At 71.3% G+C, this 14,670-nt stretch carries 15 protein-coding genes and 1 pseudogene; 6 read left to right on the top strand and 10 right to left on the bottom strand.

The genetic code is table 11. The features are described 5' to 3' along the window. Nucleotides 1-59 precede the first annotated feature (59 nt). Nucleotides 60-1,907, bottom strand: a complete 1,848-nt coding sequence (locus AB0J74_RS10075; RefSeq protein WP_363446579.1) for a hypothetical protein — start codon at nucleotides 1,905-1,907, stop codon at nucleotides 60-62. A gap of 200 nt (nucleotides 1,908-2,107) precedes the next feature. Between AB0J74_RS10075 and arsM the strand changes: the two genes are divergently transcribed. Next, nucleotides 2,108-2,878 carry an arsenite methyltransferase gene (gene arsM, locus AB0J74_RS10070; protein ID WP_363446577.1) on the top strand — a complete coding sequence of 257 codons (771 nt, stop codon included), beginning with the start codon at nucleotides 2,108-2,110 and terminating at the stop codon, nucleotides 2,876-2,878. A 235-nt stretch (nucleotides 2,879-3,113) separates the two neighbouring features. Here the strand turns inward: arsM and AB0J74_RS10065 are convergent. The 3 genes and pseudogenes from AB0J74_RS10065 to AB0J74_RS10055 all read right to left on the bottom strand — a co-directional run. Then, a pseudogene (locus tag AB0J74_RS10065) lies at nucleotides 3,114-3,791 on the bottom strand (MIP/aquaporin family protein); the annotation flags it as partial. Continuing rightward, nucleotides 3,788-4,216, bottom strand: coding sequence for an arsenate reductase ArsC (locus tag AB0J74_RS10060; RefSeq protein WP_363446576.1), 429 nt, complete (start codon nucleotides 4,214-4,216; stop codon nucleotides 3,788-3,790). The gene AB0J74_RS10060 and the pseudogene AB0J74_RS10065, both read right to left, overlap by 4 nt. Beyond that, nucleotides 4,213-4,893: an ArsR family transcriptional regulator gene (locus AB0J74_RS10055; protein WP_363446574.1), complete on the bottom strand. Its 681-nt coding sequence runs from the start codon at nucleotides 4,891-4,893 to the stop codon at nucleotides 4,213-4,215. The genes AB0J74_RS10060 and AB0J74_RS10055 overlap by 4 nt, the downstream gene beginning before the upstream one ends. Nucleotides 4,894-5,037: 144 nt before the next feature. On the opposite strand from AB0J74_RS10055, the gene crcB (AB0J74_RS10050) reads away from it, so the two are divergent. From crcB (AB0J74_RS10050) to AB0J74_RS10040, 3 genes are read left to right on the top strand one after another with little or no spacing between them, the layout of a single operon-like run. Continuing rightward, complete coding sequence (crcB, locus tag AB0J74_RS10050) at nucleotides 5,038-5,445, top strand: fluoride efflux transporter CrcB (protein ID WP_363446622.1); 408 nt, start codon at nucleotides 5,038-5,040, stop codon at nucleotides 5,443-5,445. Further along, a complete protein-coding gene (crcB, locus tag AB0J74_RS10045) occupies nucleotides 5,442-5,807 on the top strand; it encodes a fluoride efflux transporter CrcB (RefSeq protein ID WP_363446572.1) in 366 nt (121 codons plus the stop codon). Before crcB (AB0J74_RS10050) ends, crcB (AB0J74_RS10045) begins: the two co-directional genes overlap by 4 nt. After that, nucleotides 5,804-6,880, top strand: a complete 1,077-nt coding sequence (locus AB0J74_RS10040) for a DUF190 domain-containing protein (RefSeq protein ID WP_363446570.1) — start codon at nucleotides 5,804-5,806, stop codon at nucleotides 6,878-6,880. Before crcB (AB0J74_RS10045) ends, AB0J74_RS10040 begins: the two co-directional genes overlap by 4 nt. Before the next feature lie 13 nt (nucleotides 6,881-6,893). Here AB0J74_RS10040 and AB0J74_RS10035 read toward each other — a convergent pair whose 3' ends face one another. Together AB0J74_RS10035 and argS are read right to left on the bottom strand one after the other, a co-directional pair. After that, nucleotides 6,894-7,664, bottom strand: a complete 771-nt coding sequence (locus AB0J74_RS10035; protein WP_363446568.1) for an alpha/beta hydrolase — start codon at nucleotides 7,662-7,664, stop codon at nucleotides 6,894-6,896. A gap of 41 nt (nucleotides 7,665-7,705) precedes the next feature. Then, on the bottom strand, nucleotides 7,706-9,430 hold the full coding sequence (gene argS, locus AB0J74_RS10030) for an arginine--tRNA ligase (protein WP_363446566.1): 1,725 nt from the start codon (nucleotides 9,428-9,430) through the stop codon (nucleotides 7,706-7,708). A 182-nt stretch (nucleotides 9,431-9,612) separates the two neighbouring features. Between argS and AB0J74_RS10025 the strand changes: the two genes are divergently transcribed. After that, nucleotides 9,613-10,398: a phosphatase PAP2 family protein gene (locus AB0J74_RS10025; protein ID WP_363446564.1), complete on the top strand. Its 786-nt coding sequence runs from the start codon at nucleotides 9,613-9,615 to the stop codon at nucleotides 10,396-10,398. Nucleotides 10,399-10,408: 10 nt separating this feature from the next. Here AB0J74_RS10025 and AB0J74_RS10020 read toward each other — a convergent pair whose 3' ends face one another. Further along, complete coding sequence (locus tag AB0J74_RS10020; RefSeq protein ID WP_363446562.1) at nucleotides 10,409-11,437, bottom strand: beta-propeller fold lactonase family protein; 1,029 nt, start codon at nucleotides 11,435-11,437, stop codon at nucleotides 10,409-10,411. Here AB0J74_RS10020 and AB0J74_RS10015 point away from each other — a divergent pair. After that, nucleotides 11,436-12,311: a class I SAM-dependent methyltransferase gene (locus AB0J74_RS10015; protein ID WP_363446561.1), complete on the top strand. Its 876-nt coding sequence runs from the start codon at nucleotides 11,436-11,438 to the stop codon at nucleotides 12,309-12,311. The genes AB0J74_RS10020 and AB0J74_RS10015 overlap by 2 nt on opposite strands. Nucleotides 12,312-12,365: 54 nt before the next feature. On the opposite strand, the gene AB0J74_RS10010 is transcribed toward AB0J74_RS10015, so the two are convergent. From AB0J74_RS10010 to AB0J74_RS10000, 3 genes are read right to left on the bottom strand one after another with little or no spacing between them, the layout of a single operon-like run. Then, a complete protein-coding gene (locus AB0J74_RS10010; RefSeq protein ID WP_363446559.1) occupies nucleotides 12,366-12,836 on the bottom strand; it encodes a VOC family protein in 471 nt (156 codons plus the stop codon). Between the two features lie 43 nt (nucleotides 12,837-12,879). Continuing rightward, the gene (locus AB0J74_RS10005) at nucleotides 12,880-13,908 is read right to left on the bottom strand and encodes an ABC transporter permease (RefSeq protein ID WP_363446558.1); all 1,029 of its coding nucleotides are present in this window, start codon (nucleotides 13,906-13,908) and stop codon (nucleotides 12,880-12,882) included. After that, nucleotides 13,905-14,660 (bottom strand): ABC transporter ATP-binding protein, encoded by a 756-nt coding sequence (locus AB0J74_RS10000; protein ID WP_363446556.1) that lies wholly within the window; start codon nucleotides 14,658-14,660, stop codon nucleotides 13,905-13,907. Before AB0J74_RS10000 ends, AB0J74_RS10005 begins: the two co-directional genes overlap by 4 nt. Nucleotides 14,661-14,670 lie beyond the last annotated feature (10 nt).

The following is a 14,670-nucleotide window of genomic DNA, read 5'->3' as shown; positions in this document are numbered from 1 at the left end:
CCGGCGCCGCCGCGCGGGGGGCGGGGAGGGCGTGCGGCCCCTCCCCCGCCGCCCCCCCCCTAGCTCCTCCCGGTGGGGGGGCCCGCCGCGCCGCCGGCCCCCCCCCCCGACACGATCAGCGTGTAGGAGCCCGCCGCCGGGGGTGTCCAGGTCACCGCCGCCGTGCCGTCCGTGCGGGCCGGGACCTCCGTCTCGTCGCCGAAGTCGATCGACCAGCGGTAGGCGACCGGGTCGGCGAAGTCCATCGGCGGGCCGAACTCGAACGTGCCGGCGACACCTGGGGCCCCGCTTTCGGCGTTCATCGGGAAGTCCGCCGAGCGCACCCCGGGCCACGGACCGAAGAACGTCTGCCACGACACCGTCGGGGAGACGAACCCGTTGGCGTGGTAGCTCCGGACCGAGACGTCGAGCATGCTCTGCTGCGGATCCGGTGTGAACCGGATGGTCGCGCTGCCATCGGCGTCGGGCTGGACGAACTGCTCCTCGCCGTCGAGCTCCAGCCGGTAGCCGTAGGTGGTGACCGGCGAGGTCACGTCGGCGTGCGGGGTGACCCGCAGCGCGATCTCCTGACCCCAGAACGGCTCACCGCCGACGGGGCTGACCGTCGGAGCGCCCCGCGCGAACGTCTGGTAGACCGTCTCGCTGGAGACGTTGCCGGCCAGGTCGAGGGAACGGACGTAGAGCCGGGCCGGCCCCTCGCTCGGCGCGTTGGTCACCAGGGTGGCGGTGCCGCCCGGCGCGTCCGCCCGCAGCACGTCGGGCAGCGCGAACACGTCCGGGCAGACCATCTGGCCGTAGTCGCCGTCGATGTTGCACGCGTTCACGCCGCCGTTGACGTTCCACCTGTATTGGAAGCCCGCCACGTCGCGGTCGCCGTTGCCCGCGAGCGTGAGTCGCAGCGGCTCGCCGGTGGCCGGCAGGGCCTGCTCGGTCACGGTCGGGGCCGGCGGAGCCGTCGCGTCGTAGCGGAAGAAGCATTTGGGCGACCAGCCGGACACCTCGGCGCCGTCGCTCACCCGGGCCTGCCAGCCGTAGGTCTCACCGTCGACCAGCGCGGTGCGTGGCACCTCGACCGGGTTGACCCGACCCGCGAGGCCGAACGGGTTGGTGCTCATGAAGGACTGCCGCGCTTCCGGCGACGACTTGGGCCAGAGCGCGTACTCGATGGAAATCTTGTTGCCGTCGGCCTCGTCCGCGTCGTAGCCGACGGCCTCCAAGCGGCGGCCCGCCAACGCCGGGTAGGGCTTGAGCGCGCTGCACTCCTGGCCCGAGTTGTAGAGGTGCACCTTGTCGACGGTGGGCGGTGTGTCGTATTCGACGAAGCCCATGTTGGACGAGTAGCCCAGCGTGCGGCCGTACGCCGGGTCGGCCTCGAACGCGTCGGCGATCCGCAACTCGAAGCTCACGTAGCGCTGCCGGTGCTGGAGCGCGTCGGCCACCGCGGCGCCGATGTCGAACTGGAAGCTCTGCGGGCAGAAGCTCGGGGTGGTCGTCAGCTCACCGACCTTGCCGATCGGTGCCGGCGCGCGGTTCCACGTCGGCGTGGCCGAGATGCCCTTGACGCGCCACAGCTCGTAGGCCCGCTTCGGGCACTCGGCGGCGCTGGCCTCGGAAAAGAACACCGTCGCGTCGTAGGTCTTGCGACCCTCGTAACGCGCCAGGTCGAAGCTCACGTAGCCGCGGCTGGTGTGCCTGACCCCGTCGGCGTCCACCCGCGTGCCCACCGGCCACTCGCCGTCGTCGACGTCATGCGCCTGCCGCGGGGTCGCCGAGTCGGTGTAGCCGAGCTGGACCCGGGCAAGTCCTTCACCGTGCGGCGCCGCGCTGGCGCCGACCGCACCGGCGGCCAGCACCGTGACCACCACAGCGCCCGCGCCCAATGCGCGCCCGATCCACGATCGGATCACCGTCGTCCTCCCCCGTGTCCGGCCATCCAGAACGCCCATTAGAGATGATCAACACGGCCCGAACAAGAGTTTCCAGCGTTGGTTCTGAGTTGACGATGGCGGGTCTATCTTGACAAGTATCGAATTAGCGTGCAAGTGTCTGTCTTGATGGTTGTCGAAGCAGACGGAGGTGCGTGATGACGACTGGTCAGGAGTCACCGGTGACACGTGATCAGGTGCGGGAGCGGTACGCGGCCGCGGCGGTCCGGGTCTTGGACAGTCAGGTCGCGAGCGGCGGGTGCTGCGGGCCGGCGGCGGAAAGCGGCTGCTGCGGCCCGTCGGCGGCCGAGCAGGAGGAGGGGTTCGGTGCGCGGTTGTACTCGGCGGCAGAGCGGTCCGGGCTTCCCGGCGCGGCGCTGGAGGCGAGCCTCGGCTGCGGCAACCCGCTGATGGTCGCCGAGCTCAACCCCGGCGAAACGGTGCTGGACCTGGGCTCCGGCGGCGGCATCGACGTCCTGCTGTCGGCCCGGCGGGTCGGTGCGACCGGCAAGGCGTACGGGCTGGACATGACCGACGAGATGCTGGAACTGGCTCGCAGGAACGCCGCCGACGCGGGCGCGACGAACGTGGAGTTTCTGCGGGGGCACATCGAAGACATCCCGCTGCCTGCGGACAGCGTCGATGTGGTGATCTCCAACTGTGTGATCAACCTGTCGACGGACAAGTCGGCGGTGTTCGCATCGACCCACCGCGTCCTCAGGCCCGGTGGGCGGATCGGTGTCTCCGACATCGTGGCCGACAACGACCTCACCGCCGCTGACCGGGCTGAGCGCGGCGAGTGGGTCGGCTGCATCGCGGGCGCGCTGTCCATTGCCGAGTACGAGCGTGGCCTGACCGAGGCCGGCTTCGTCGACGTCGAGATCACGCCGACGCACGAGGTCGCGGCGGGCATGCACTCGGCGATCATCCGGGCGCGCAAGCGCGACGCCTAGGCCGGCCCGAGCCGGTGCCGGTCGCCTAGCGGACGCTCGGCACGTGGTCCGGCCGGTCAGGGGCGGCAACAACCTCTTCCGACTGCTCAGGGGCGGCGGGCACGTGGTCCGGCTGCTCACGGGCGGCGGGCAGGTGGTCCGGCTGCTCAGGGGCGGCGACAGCGTCGTCCGACTGTGCCGGGGCGGCAACCACGTGGTCCGGCTGGTCAAGGGCGGCCACCACCGCGCCCGGGACCGGGTAGAGGACACGCACGAGAACGACGCCGACCACCAGCCCGATGAGCTGGGCGGCGACGAAACCGGGGATCGATACCGGCGCGATGCCGGCGAAGGTGTCGGTGAACCCCCGCCCGACCGTCACAGCCGGGTTGGCGAACGAGGTCGACGAGGTGAACCAGTAGGCCGACCCGATGTAGGCGGCGACGGCCGCCGGTGCCACAGCGGTTCGACCGGAACGGGCCAGGGCGAAGACCAGCAGGACCAGGCCGGCGGTGGCGACCACCTCGCCGAGCCACAGGTGCGCGGCGGTCCGCTCGTGGGTGGCGAATCGTACGGCCGGCAGGTCGAACATCAGGTTCGCCAGGACGGCCCCGAGGATCGCGCCGACCAGTTGCGCGCCGATGTAGACGCCGAGTTCGCGCACCCGAATACCCGTGCGGTGAACGCGGCCGAGCCACCAGTCGGCCAGCGAGACGGCCGGATTGAGGTGTGCGCCCGAGACCGGCCCTACGACGAGGATCAGGACCGCCAGCGCGAACGCGGTGGCGATCGAGTTCTCCAGCAGTTGGAGCCCGACGTCGCCCGGTGACAGCCGGGCAGCCATGATGCCCGAACCCACGACGGCCACCACGAGTAACCCGGTGCCGAGGGCTTCGGCCAGCGCGCGCCGGGCGAGCCCGGGGCTGCCTGTCATCGGGCCGTCGGGACGTGGAGTTCGGCGAGCAGGTGCCGGACCCGGCGCTCGATCTCGTCGCGGATCGGTCGGACGTCGTCGACGGTCAGGCCGGCCGGGTCGGCCAGGATCCAATCCTCGTAACGCTTGCCGGGGAAGATCGGGCAGGCGTCGCCGCAGCCCATGCTGACGACGACGTCGGCGGCGCGGACGACGTCGTCGGTCCACGGCTTCGGGTATTCCCGGGAGATGTCGATGCCGCGCTCCGCCATGACGGCGACAGCCGAGGGGTTGACCTCGCTGCCGGGTTCGGAGCCGCCGGACCAGGCCACGGCCCGGTCACCCGCGAGGTGCCGGAAGAACCCCAACGCCATCTGGCTGCGACCGGCGTTGTGGACGCACAGGAACAACACGGAGGGTGGGCCATCGACGGCGGTGTCAGTCATGAAACTGCTCCATTGAGGACGGGAACGAGTCGGTCGACGCGAGCGGCGATGTCGGAGTAGGCGCGTTCGAACGCCTCGTCGGTGTCGGAGCGGGCCGGGTCGGGCACCGACCAGTGCAGCTGCGACGCCGTGCCCGCCAGGTGCTCGTGTGCGTTGTCACAGACGGAAATGACCAGGTCGTCGGCCCGGACGACGGTGGTGACGCCGGCCGGGCGGGCGTCGCCGAGATCTAGGCCGTGACGCCGGGCGACTTCCACCGCGCGGGGATGAACTCGGTCGGCGGGCTCGGTGCCCGCCGACGACGCCGGCACCGCCGAACGGGCGGACAGCAGGGCGGCGGCAAGCTGCGAACGCGCCGCGTTGTGGGTGCACACGAACACGACCCGGGGCGCCGTCAGGAGCCGGGGATGGACGAGCCGGGACAACGCCTCGGGCACGAGCCGCAGATAGCTGCGCCGGCGGTCGCCTTCCGAGCGCGTGCGGACGATCAGCCCCGCGGCATCCAACACGCCGAGGTGGTGGGCGATCAGGTTCGTCGGCTGCCCCAGCAGGCGGCCGAGCTCGCCGGGCGACGCGTCGCTGACAGCGAGACGATCGACGATCGCCAGCCGGGCCGGGTCACTCAGGGCGCCATGAATCCGAGCACGCGCCTCGATGCCCGATGTCTCAATGGTCATTGACTCAATGGTTACTGAGCGAGTGTCGGCAGGTCAAGCCGGGCGACAAGCTAGGATTACGACGGACACTGGCCGGGACCGGGGCAAGCGATGACCGGGCGCGACGAAGCCGCCCCCGAGCGATCTGGCGGAGACACGGTGCGAATGCGGTGGCTGCCGCGGCCGGACAAGCGGGAGCTGCTCGCCATCTTCCTCGGCGGCGCGGTGGGAACGGTGGCGCGGGCCGGGCTGACCTACGCCTTCCCGCACCCGGCCACCGCCTGGCCCTGGCCGACGTTCACGGTCAACATCGTCGCCGCGTTCCTGCTGGGGCTGTTCGTCACCCGGTTGCAGGAGCGGCTGCCACTGTCCAGCTACCGCCGGCCCCTGCTCGGCACCGGGGTGTGCGGCGGACTGTCGACCTTCTCCACGATGCAGGTCGAAATTCTGCTCATGCTCGACGCACACGCCTGGAAACTCGCGGCCGGTTACACCATCGTGAGCGTCGTCGCCGGGTACGCCGCCGTCTACGCGGCCACACAGCTGACGCGACGGGTACGCGCATGGGCGTGAACGTCCTGATCTGGACCGGGGTGTTCCTCATCGGCGGCGCGGGCTCGGTGTTGAGGTTCCTCGTCGACGGCGCGGTCGCGGCCCGCCGTGGCCGTGACTTCCCCTACGGCACGCTCGTAGTCAACGTCAGCGGAGCGGTGATCCTCGGCTTCCTGACCGGCCTCGCGCTCGGCAGACACGAGGCGTTGTTGGCCGGGACCGCCGCCGTCGGCTCGTACACCACGTTCTCGACCTGGATGTTCGAGACGCAGCGGCTCGCCGAGGAACGCGAGCTCGCGCCAGCCGTACTCAACGTGGCGGTCAGCCTGGTTCTGGGTGTCGCCGCGGCGGCCGCCGGTCGAGCGGTGGGGAGCCTGCTGTGAACGTCGAGAGTCTCAAGCTGACCTGTTATTTCGGGGAACGGCACCGCACCGACACCGGATTCGTCGCTGACGAGCTGTTGGCTCTCTACGCCCGGCACCGAATCGCGGCGAGCATCATGCTGCGCGGGATCGACGGATTCGGCCTCAAGCACCACCTCCGCAGCGACCACTCGCTGACGCTGTCCGAGGACCTGCCCGCCGTCACCGTCGCCGTCGACACCCGGCCACGGATCGACGCGGTCGTCGACGAGGTTGCCGGCATGCCGCAGGTGGGCCTGGTCACGCTGGAACGCGCCCGCCTGCTCCAGGGCGACGTCGGGCCGGTGCGGCTCACGGAGGCGCCGCACGAGGCCACGAAGCTCACCGTCTATGTCGGCCGCCAGCATCGGGTCCGCGGAGTCCCCGCCCATGTCGCGGTCTGCGAGCTGCTGCACCGCCAGGGCGTCGCGGGCGCGACCGTGTTGCTCGGCGTCGACGGGACCGTCAGCGGCCGGCGGGAACGCGCGCGGTTCATCGGCCGCAACAGCGACGTGCCCATGATGATCATCGCGGTCGGTTCCGGCGAACGGATCGGTCGCGTGCTGCCGGAGCTGGCCGCCCTGCTCGACCGACCGAGGATCACCCTGGAGCGGGTACGCCTCTGCAAGCGCGACGGCCGCCTCGTCGAGGAACCGCAGGCGCTGCCCGCGACCGATGCCCGGGGCTTGGGCCTGTGGCAGAAGCTGACCATCTTCACCTCGGAGGCCGCCCGACACGACGGCCAGCCCATCCACCGCGCCCTGGTGCGGCGGCTACGTGCCGGCGGGTCCAGCGGCGCCACGACCGTCCGCGGCATCTGGGGTTTCCACGGCGACCATCGCCCACACGGCGACCGGCTCTTCCAACTCGGCCGTCGCGTGCCCGCGGTCACCGTCGTCATCGACACGGCGGACCGGATCAACCGCATCTTCCCCATCGTGGACGAGCTGACGGCCGAGCAGGGTTTGGTCATCAGCGAGTTGGTGCCCGCGGTTCACGCCCGCGCCGGTGACCGCCACCGCGGTGGACTCCGCCTCGCCGACCACAGATGGTGATGGCGGCCGGCACTCAGCCGAGGAAGGCGTTCCAGTCCGCGGCCGGCTCGGCGCCGCGCAGGAACGAGATGATCAGCGCATTGACGAGTTCCGGCCGATCGAGCGGGAGCGTGTGCGTGCCCGGCAGCACGGCCAGGCGTGCGTCGGGCAGCGCGGCGACGACGGCCAGGGAGTGCTCGACGGTGACCTCGTCACGGTCGCCTTGGAGCACGAGCGTGGGTGCGGTGACACCGGCCAGGGCGTCCAACGCGATCTCGGGCTCGGTGGCGATCATGTGCAGCATCTTGGCGTGTACGACCGGGAAGTGCTCCGGGCCGTCCGGAGAAACCGGGTCGTAGGCCCGGCGCAGGAACGTGACCGCCTCCGGCGTATTGAGGTAGGCCACCAGTTCTTCTCCGGCGACCCGGCCCGAGGAGTTGAGGTACTGCCCGATCAGCACCATCCGGGCCACCAGGTCCGGGCGGCGCTGGGCCACCAGCAGCGCGACCACCGCACCGTCGCTCCACCCGACCAGGTGGGCCGGCGCGCCGACTCCCTGCTCCAGGTAGGCGACCATGTCGTCGGCCATCACGGCGTAGCTCAATGGACCGTCGACATCCGGGGTGTGTGCGTGCCCGCGACGCTCGGGGACCCGGACCCGAAAGCCGGCCTCGACCAGCGCCGGGGTCTGCGCGAAGAACGACGACGCACCGAGGAAGCCGCCGTGCAGCAGGACCAGCGGATCGCCCTCGCCCGACACCTCGTGCCACACGCGCAGCCCGGCCACTTCGACATACCCGGTCATGCCTGTCACCGTATTGCATCCCTCTCGTTACCCGCGGCGGGCTACATCTGGTCGGGTGAGTCGATGCCGAGCAGGCCGAGCCCGAGCCGCAGCGTGCGGGCGGTCAGGTCACACAGGACGAGGCGGCTCTCGCGCACGTCGCCCTCGGCCTGTAGCACCGGGCAGCTCTCGTAGAACGTGGTGAAGGCGGATGCGAGGCCGTAGAGGTAGTGGGCGAGCTTGTGGAACTCGAGCGTCGCCGCGATCTCGCCGGCCAGGGTGCCGAAGGCGAGCAGTTCGATGGCCAGGGCCCGCTCCGCGTCCGCGGTGACCAGGATCCGCTCGGGTGCGCGGTCGGGGCTGATCCCCGCCCTGCGGAAGATCGAACAGATCCGGGCCCGCGCGTACTGCAGATAGGGCGCGGTGTTGCCGTCGAAGGCGAGCATCCGGTCGAGGTCGAAGATGTAGTCCTTGGTCCGGTCCGTCGACAGGTCGGCGTATTTGACCGCGCCGACGCCGACCGCCTCGGCCACGGCCGCGCGTTGCTCGGGGCCGAGGCCCGGATTCTTCTGCTCGACGATCGCCGCGGCCCGGGTGACGGCCTCGTCCAACAGATCGACGAGCTTGACCGAGACACCGGCACGGGTACGCAGCATCTTGCCGTCACTGCCGAGGATGGAGCCGTGTCCGATGTGCTCGGCGCGAACCGGCGGAGCGAGCCAGCCGGCCTCCCGCGCGGCCTCGTAGATCATCTCGAAGTGCTGCCGCTGCGGCAGGCCGACCACGTACAGCAGGCGGGTCGCGTGCAGCACCGTGATCCGGCGCCGGATGGTGGCCAGGTCGGTGGCGGCGTACCCGAAGCCGCCGTCGGACTTCTGCACGATAAGCGGCAGCGGCCGGCCATCGCGGCGGGTGAAGCCGGCGGGAAAGACGCACTTGGCACCCTCGGACAGGTGGAGCATCCCGCGGGCGTCGAGTTCGTCGACCACCGACCGCAGTTGGTCGTTGTAGAACGACTCGCCGACATAGTCGTCGTCGGTCAAGCGGACGCCGAGCCGGGCGTAGACGGTGGCGAAGTACTTCTTCGACTCGCCGACCAGCACCTCCCACAGCCGCCGGGTGACCGGATCGCCGGCCTGCAGCGCCACGACCCGCCGGCGGGCGCGATCCTTGAACGTGTCGTCGGCGTCGAAGGTGCGCCGGGCCGCCTGGTAGAACCCATTCAGGTCGCCGACGGACAACTCGTGGGCGGCCTCGGTCTCCCCGACGTCGAGCAGGTGCTCGATCAGCATCCCGAACGGGGTGCCCCATTCGCCGATGTGGTTCTGCCGGATGACCGTGTTGCCCTGCCATTCCAACAGGCGGACGGCCGCGTCACCGATGATCGTGGAGCGCAGGTGACCGACGTGCATCTCCTTGGCCGCGTTGGGCGCGGAGTAGTCGATCGTGATCGTCTCGGGGTGGTCGGCCGGCGCCACACCGAGCCGGTCGTCGGCACACACCTTGGCCAGCAGGCGGCCCAGCACCGGGTTGGCGACGGTGAGGTTGACGAACCCGGGGCCGGAGATCTCGACCTTCGCGCACACGTCGTCGAGCTGGGCCGCGGCCACGACCTCTTCCGCGATGGCCCGCGGGTTGCGGCCCAGCCTGCGCGCCAGGCCCAGGGCGGCATCGGACTGGAAGTCAGCGTGCTGCGACCGTCGCACGACGGGGTCGACGCGCTCGCCCGCCACGCTCGTGAACGCGGTCGCCATCCGCTGCCGGAGCAGGTCTTCCAGGTTGCCCATGGCCACCCAATCTAGTGGGCGCCACTCCCCTGGTTCTCGGCTCGTAGCGCGGACGTCCGTCCACTGTGACGCCCGAGGATTGTGATTGAGCGCTCATACCACTGGTAAACGCCCGTTGAACAGCGCATGATCCGGTGTTGCTTGATTAGCGCTCGTTCGGGGGAGGGCGTGCTTTGGTTCGGGTGCGCTCGGTTGCAGGTGAGTTACTCCTGGTCGCCGTCCTCTTCGGGGCGTACAAATGGATCCGGCTCCTGGTCTCGGGTCATGCCGACCAGGCCATGGCCAACGCCGCGACGGTGTGGCACGTCGAGCGGTGGCTGCACCTACCGAGCGAACTCGCCGCACAACAGACGGTGGTCCCCCACCACGGACTGGTCCTGGCGGCCAACTGCTTCTACGCCTACGTGCATTTCCCGGCGACCATCGCGGCGCTCATCTGGCTGTATGTCCGGCGGCCCGCGCTCTACCTGCGGACCCGACGGATCCTGGCCGGCCTCACCGCCGCCGCGCTGGTCTTCCACATCTGGTTTCCGCTCGCGCCACCGCGCCTGGTCGCGAGCACGGGGCTGGTCGACACCGGCACCGTATTCGGGCCGGCGGTCTACGGGCCGCCGGACACCGACGCGCTGAGCAACCAGTACGCCGCCATGCCCTCGCTGCACGTCGGCTGGGCCGCGGCCGTCGCCGTCGCACTTATCGCGGCCAGCCGCGGCCGGTTCCGGTGGCTCTGGCTCGCCCATCCCGTCTTGACCCTGGCCGTGGTGGTGACCACGGGCAACCACTACTGGCTGGACGCCGTCGTCGCGGTCGCCCTGCTGGTCGCGGTCAGCGCGCTCGTGGAGCGGGCCCCCGACCTGCGCCGCCTCACGGCCGTGGCGTCGCCACCGCCGCACTACGGGCTGCGTGCCATCGCCGTAACGGTCGCCCTCGCCGCGGTGGTGGTCTCCCTGCGCGCCACGGTGCCGTGACAGCGGCGGGTCAGGCGGCCGCGAGCCCGGCCACCGTAGCCGGGAGTTCGCCCCAGGAGCCGATCGCCGACAGGGTGCCGCCGGCGCCGACGGACCAGCCGAAGACCTGGCAGGAGTCGGCGTCGAGCGCGTAGAGGAAGCGGCCGTCCGGGGTCAGGGCCTCGTCGCGGAGTCCGGGACGGCCCTCGATGCCGACGCCGGCGGTCGGGTCGTCGAGGGTGAGGCTGCCGTCGTCGGCGATGGCGTAGCGGGAGACGCCGCTGTCGGCGAAGTTGGTCGTGTAGAGGTAGCGGTTGTCGTCGGAGACGACCGCCCAGCAGACCTCGCTGCGCCCGTTGCCGACCGAGGCCGACAACGGCGTCACGTCGATGCCCGACGTGGCGTAGGACGACGTCGCGGCCTTGCCCTTCGCGGCACCGAACGCCTCCACGACCAGCAGCGTGCCGTCGTCGGTGAACGCGAACCCGTACGGCGTCTGCCCTGACGACGACTGCGTCCGCGGATCGCCGAGCAGGCCGTCGGAGCCCACCGGATAGCTGACGATCGCGTTGGCCATCCGTTCGGTGACCACCAGCGCCGAACCGTCGGGGGTGAAGCCGACCTGCGCCGGGTCGGCGCCCTCGGCCAGCGGCCGCGTCGAGTCGGCCAACGGTTCCAGGCCGGCCACACCCATCCGGAAGCCGCACACCGACGGGTCGCCGGTGTTGAGCACGTAGACCAACCCGTCGTGCTCGGCCACGCTCTTCGGTGCCGAGCCGGTGGAGGTCGTACCCATGGCCAGCGGTCCTTCGCCGTCGATCCCGAAGAGCGACACGTCGTCGCTGCCCGCGTTGGTGACCAGCAGCGACCGCCCGTCGCCGGTCAGCGTCGTGCACCCCTGGGACGCCAGGTGGGCGACGCCGTCGCCCGCGCCCCCGGTCTCGACCGGACCGGGGCCGGACAGCGCACCGTTGGGACTCGTCCGGAAAACCAGGAGTTGGTTGCTGTCACGCTCGTTGCTCTGGACGTAGACGGCGGTAGGCGCCGAATCGGTGCGCATGTCCGATCTCCCCCGACAGATGACCAAAATATGGCCATACCCGCCATCGGGCGCCCCAACCACCGGGCCGCTGGGTCAGTCGGGCCTTCAGGAGCTTGAGAGCCGGGTGGTCGAGGCCGGTGGCGAGAGCGCGGGCCTCACGGCCGGCCCTTTTCCGCCGGCGTCGATGAGAGGATGTGCGGGGAGGCGGTCGGGTTGCGCAAGCGCATCGACTACGACGAACGGCAATACGCCGCGGCCGCTGACGGTGCTCGACCTGGGCTCGGGCGTCGGCCGGTTCACGCCGCTGCTGGCGCAGACCTTCGGCGGTCCGGTCTACGGCGTCGAGCCGGCACAGCGGATGCGCGCGGTGGCGCAGGAGTCCGCCCGGCACCCGAGCGTGAGCTACCTGGCCGGCGGCGCGGAGGCGATCCCGCTGCCTGACCGGTCCTGCGATCTGGTGCTGATGTTCCTGGTGCTGCACCACGTCGTCGACCGCGCGGCCGCGGCGGCCGAGATCTGCCGGGTGCTGCGACCGGGCGGCCGGGTCCTGGTCTGCGGCATGTTCGGCGACCGGCTTCCCGACCTGCTGTGGCACCGGTTCTTCCCCCGCGCGCGGCTGGTCGAGCAACAGGTGTTCCCCGCACTGGGCGAGGTGACCGACCTGTTCGGGCTGCCCGTCCTCGGCGTCGAGCGGGTGCGGGTGCCGGTGACGCCCAACCTGGCCGCCTACGCCGACCGCTTGCGGCTGCGGGCCGTCTCCACTTTCGAGCACCTGACCGAGGAGGAGATCCAGGAGGGCTTCGCCGCACTGGACCGCGCCGTCGAGGCCGAACCGACCCCGCGCCCGGTGGCCATGGACAACGACCTGCTCGTGCTCGGCCCGGTCGACTGACCACGATGTCCGCCGTCGCCGCCGCGCTGACCCGGTCGCTCGACCGCGGGTAGGTCAGCCGGGCAGGTCTTCGGGGCGTTTCTCGGCGTGCTGGCCGTGCAGCAGGCCGGTGGACTGGCCGACCTCGATGAGATAGCCGTCCGGGTCACGCAGGTAACAACGGATTTCGGCGCCGCGGTCGATCGGTGGCGTCAGGAACTCGGCGCCCTTCGCCCGCCAGGCGTCGTAGCAGGCCTGGATGTCGGCGACGCGCAGGTTGAGGAAGATGGAGGTGGTGTCGCCGGGCTCGTAGTCGACCACCGTGATGCCTGGCTTGTCAGGCGTCGGCGGCCCGCCCGGATTCATCAGCACCCACGTGTTGGAAAGCTTGACGATGCACGGGTTCTCCTCCACCACGACGGTGCCGCCCAGGACCCGCGAGTAGAAGTCTCGCGAGCGCGCCACCTTCCGCACGGTGATGAACAGCGTCGCCAGAAACCCTTCCGCCGGCGCCGGAAACTGGTTGTCGCGCGCGGGGTCCGTCATGGGAGCCGCTTTTCCCGGTGCTGGAGATCGAAACGCCGGTGGGTCAGGATGTGCCGCGGCGCAGGCGATAGCAGGCGTAGCCGACGAGCAGCCCCGCGCCCAGCAGGAAGACCGCCAACTCCCACCACTGAAACGTCCAGTAACGGTCGCCGGGCTGGTAGGTGACCACCACGTGGTGCTGCTCACCGATCCGGGCGACGCAGTCATGCAACTGCTGCCGGACGGCCTCGGGCGCCGGGCCGGCCGGGCCGTGGCCGCCGGTTTCGAGCGTCGGGCAGGTCGCCCGCAGCGTCTGGTCGGTCAGGGAGGCTCCCGCGGCGTCGACGACGCGGACCGACTGGATCCAGGCGTCCGGCAGGTCCGGCGTCCGCGGTTGCAGCGTGCTCTCTCCGACCCCTAGCAGGATGTTGCCGCCCCAGCCGTAACCGGTGTTGTCGGGGTCGAGCGGCGTCGTCACCACCCGCGGCGCGGCGATCAGCGGCCGGATCCACTCGGTGACCGCGATCCGCGCCGCGAGCAGGCCGGCCAGGGTCAGCGCCATGGCCGGCAGCGTCCGCCGGGTGACCAGGCCCGCGGCCAGGCCCAGGGCGAACGCGAACAGCGCGTACCCGATCGGGACGATGTCGCGCTGGTCGAACGTCGCGTAGCCGGCCCCGTGGTCCAGCGGCGCCGCCCACCACGTCACCAGCGCGCTGAGCGACGCCGACGCCACGACGGTCGCGGTGCCGGCCACCGCCAGCTTTCCGGCCAGCCAACGGGTGCGGCCGATGCTCTGCGTCCAGACGAGTTGATGGGTGCCGGCCTCGAACTCCCGGGCGACCAGCGGCGCTCCCCAGAACGCGCCGATCAGCGCCGGAGCCAGGATCACGACCAACCCGGCGGCGGTACGCGCGGCCGCGTTGTCGAGCGCCAGTCCGGTGATGGCCGGGCAGTCGGGGTCCGCTCCACAGGCCCGCCGGGCGGCCGTGACGAAGTGCGGCCGGGTGGCCACGACGGCCGCCGCGACGAGGGCGAGGCCCACCACAGCGGTCCAGGCCGACGTGCGGAACTGGCGTAGTGCGAGCCGGCTCATGCGACCACCCCCCGGCCGAGTTCGTCGAGGACCACGCGTTCCAACTCCACCGGCGAGACGTCGATCGGGGCGGCGAGGCGGACCCGCCCGCCGGCCAGGACGACCACGTGGGTGCAGATGTGTGCCAGGTCGGCGACCAGGTGGGTGGAGAGCACGACGGCGGTGCCGGTGGCCGTCGCCGCCGCCACCGTCTCGTCCAGGAACGCGCGGCGGGCCAGCGGATCGAGGCTGGCCACCGGTTCGTCGAGGACCAGCAGGTCGGGGTGTTTCGACAGGGCCAGCGTCAGGGCCAGCTGGGCGCGCTGGCCGCCGGACAGGCGGCCGGCCCGCTGGCCGGGTGGCAGGCCCAGCCGTTCCACCCGCTGTCGCGCCCCGGCCGCGTCCCAGCGCTTCGCATTGAGCCAGCCGCCCAGGCTCAGGTGGTCGGCGACGGTCAGGCCGGCGTACGTCGGGGTGTCCTGCGCGACGAACCCGACCCGGCCGGAGCGCATCGCCGCGTCCGGGGTGCCGCCGAGCACCCGCACCGCGCCGTCGGATGGCGGCAGCAGGCCGACGATCAGCTGTAACAGGGTGGTCTTGCCGGCGCCGTTCGGCCCGACCAGGCCGACGATCGCGCCCTCGGGCACGGCCAGCGTGCAGTCGCGCAGCGCCCAACGGCGCCGGTATCGCTTGGCGAGTGCCTCGGTCTCCAGGATCATGCCGCCGATGTCTACGCCGCCGCCGGTGACAGCCCGGTCACAGTCGCGCGTCACCGCACTGTCA

The sequence above is a fragment of the Asanoa sp. NPDC049573 genome, from assembly GCF_040676615.1.
GTDB lineage: Bacteria > Actinomycetota > Actinomycetes > Mycobacteriales > Micromonosporaceae > Asanoa.
This window is presented reverse-complemented; position numbering and strand designations above follow the sequence as displayed.

Excerpts from the sequence above, each read along its gene's own strand:
- AB0J74_RS10060 (WP_363446576.1), bottom strand. The coding sequence starts at position 4,216 with ATGACTGACACCGCCGTCGATGGCCCACCCTCCGTGTTGTTCCTGTGC.
- AB0J74_RS10055 (WP_363446574.1), bottom strand. The coding sequence starts at position 4,893 with ATGACCATTGAGACATCGGGCATCGAGGCGCGTGCTCGGATTCATGGC.
- crcB (WP_363446622.1), top strand. The coding sequence starts at position 5,038 with ATGCGGTGGCTGCCGCGGCCGGACAAGCGGGAGCTGCTCGCCATCTTC.
- AB0J74_RS10035 (WP_363446568.1), bottom strand. The coding sequence starts at position 7,664 with ATGACCGGGTATGTCGAAGTGGCCGGGCTGCGCGTGTGGCACGAGGTG.
- argS (WP_363446566.1), bottom strand. The coding sequence starts at position 9,430 with ATGGGCAACCTGGAAGACCTGCTCCGGCAGCGGATGGCGACCGCGTTC.
- AB0J74_RS10015 (WP_363446561.1), top strand. The coding sequence starts at position 11,436 with ATGTCCGATCTCCCCCGACAGATGACCAAAATATGGCCATACCCGCCA.
- AB0J74_RS10020 (WP_363446562.1), bottom strand. The coding sequence starts at position 11,437 with ATGCGCACCGATTCGGCGCCTACCGCCGTCTACGTCCAGAGCAACGAG.
- AB0J74_RS10010 (WP_363446559.1), bottom strand. The coding sequence starts at position 12,836 with ATGACGGACCCCGCGCGCGACAACCAGTTTCCGGCGCCGGCGGAAGGG.
- AB0J74_RS10005 (WP_363446558.1), bottom strand. The coding sequence starts at position 13,908 with ATGAGCCGGCTCGCACTACGCCAGTTCCGCACGTCGGCCTGGACCGCT.